This is a genomic window from Nonomuraea antri (genome assembly GCF_013283785.1).
In the GTDB taxonomy this organism is placed as follows: Bacteria; Actinomycetota; Actinomycetes; order Streptosporangiales; family Streptosporangiaceae; genus Nonomuraea; species Nonomuraea antri.
Map to the genome: position 1 here is coordinate 1 of NZ_JABCPZ010000498.1, position 1,978 is coordinate 1,978.

The following is a 1,978-nucleotide window of genomic DNA, read 5'->3' on the forward strand; positions in this document are numbered from 1 at the left end:
GTGGGGGCCTGGGCGGGCGTGAGGAACTCACGCCCGAGAATCAGCGGAGCCGGCTCTGACTAGCGGTTGGCCTCGTGGCCGATCGCGAGACCCGACGCCGGGTCGAAGAAGTGCAGGTTGTGCGTGTCGACGACCAGGTCGATGTTCTGGCCGGGACGGACGTGGCTGCGGGCGTTGACGCGGGCGGTCCACAGGGACTTGTCGCCGGACAGCGGCAGCGTCGCCTCCTCGTCGTCACCGGTGTCGGCGGCGGCGACGGTGTCCTTGTGCTCGACGGGCGGGGCGTCGATGAGGAACAGCACGTTGATCTCGGAACCGAGCTCCTCGGTGACCTCCGCCTTGACCGGGAGGGTGGCCCAGCCGTTGGCGTGGTTGCCGGCGGAGTTGGCGTCCTCGAAGTCCGACGGGCGGATGCCGAGGATGATCTTCTTGCCGAGGTACTGGTCGAGGCCCGGCTTGTCGGAGAAGGTGGAGTCCGGGATCGGCAGCCTGATGCCGGCGAACGTCACCGCGGCGCCGCCGTCGCGGACCAGCTCGGCGGTGACGAAGTTCATCGACGGCGAGCCCATGAAGCCGGCCACGAACAGGTTGACGGGCTTGTCGAACAGGTTCTGCGGGGTGTCGACCTGCTGGAGCAGGCCGTCGCGCAGGACGCAGACCCGGTCGCCCAGGGTCATGGCCTCGACCTGGTCGTGGGTGACGTAGACGGTGGTGACGCCGAGACGCTCGTGCATCTGGTTCAGCGAGGCGCGCATCGAGACGCGGAGCTTGGCGTCGAGGTTCGACAGCGGCTCGTCCATGAGGAAGGCCTGCGGCTCACGCACGATGGCGCGGCCCATGGCGACACGCTGGCGCTGACCACCGGACAGGGCGGCCGGCTTGCGCTTGAGGTAGGTCTCCAGGCCGAGCATCTTGGCGGCGTCGTTGACGCGCTTCTGGATCTCCGCCTTCGGCATCTTGCGAAGCTTCAGACCGAAGGCGAGGTTCTCCTCGACCGTCATGTGGGGGTAGAGCGCGTAGTTCTGGAAGACCATCGCGATGTCGCGGTCCTTGGGCGGCAGGTTGTTGACCACCTTGTCGCCGATGGCGATCTCGCCGCCACTGATGTCCTCGAGGCCCGCGATCATCCGGAGCGCGGTCGACTTACCGCAACCGGAGGGGCCGACCAGCACCATGAACTCGCCATCCTTGATCTCAAGGTTGAGCCCGTTCACGGCCTTTACGCCACCGGCGTAGACCTTGTCGACGTTGGTCAGAACGATGGATGCCATGACAGTCCTTAGCGCTCCAGGATTGTGGCCTGGATGTTGTTGCGGGGGTCCACTCGCGTGGATACGTTTTCAAGCATCTCACCCGAAACGGACATCGGTGTCAAGGGTTACCGCATGACCAGCCTTTGTTGAGCGGCGACTCTTTCCGTTCCGCGGAAACCATGATGGAATCGTTTCCATGGAGAAGCGGGCGACGATCAAGGATGTGGCCGAGGCTGCGGGAGTCGGCGTCGCGACCGTGTCCCGGGTGCTGTCGGGCGGCTCGGCCAGCCCGGCCACGCGCGAACGGGTGCTGGCCGTCGCCGCGCAGCTCGACTACCGGCCCAGCGCGCTCGGCCGCAACCTGCGCCAGCGCCGCACCGGCGGCATCGGCCTGCTCGTGCCCGACCTCACCGACACCTTCTTCGGCCAGCTCGCCGAGGGCGTGCTCGCCTGCGCCCGCTCGGCCGGGGAGCCGGTGATGCTCGGCTCCACCGGGGACGACCCCGAGCAGGAGGCCGAGCTGATCGGCATGCTGCTGGAACAGAGCGTCGACCGGGTCATCTCGGTGCCCTGCGGCGACCCCGACACCTGGACGCCGGCGCTGCGGGCCGGTCTGAACGTCGTGTTCGCCGACCGGCTGCCCGCCGAGATCGCCGCGGACGACCCGTCCGGCGCCGCGCTGACCGACCTCATGCTCCTGGACGGCCTGACCCCGTCCCCCGCCC

General features: G+C 68.1%; 2 protein-coding genes. One reads left to right on the forward strand and one right to left on the reverse strand.

Annotated elements, in window-relative coordinates; all coding sequences use genetic code 11:
* Nucleotides 1-59 precede the first annotated feature (59 nt).
* Nucleotides 60-1,271 (reverse strand): ABC transporter ATP-binding protein, encoded by a 1,212-nt coding sequence (locus HII36_RS54875; RefSeq protein WP_173531333.1) that lies wholly within the window; start codon nucleotides 1,269-1,271, stop codon nucleotides 60-62.
* 178 nt (nucleotides 1,272-1,449) lie between these two features.
* Here HII36_RS54875 and HII36_RS54880 point away from each other — a divergent pair.
* Nucleotides 1,450-1,978: LacI family DNA-binding transcriptional regulator (locus HII36_RS54880; protein WP_173531334.1), on the forward strand; the 529-nt coding region annotated here is incomplete at its 3' end.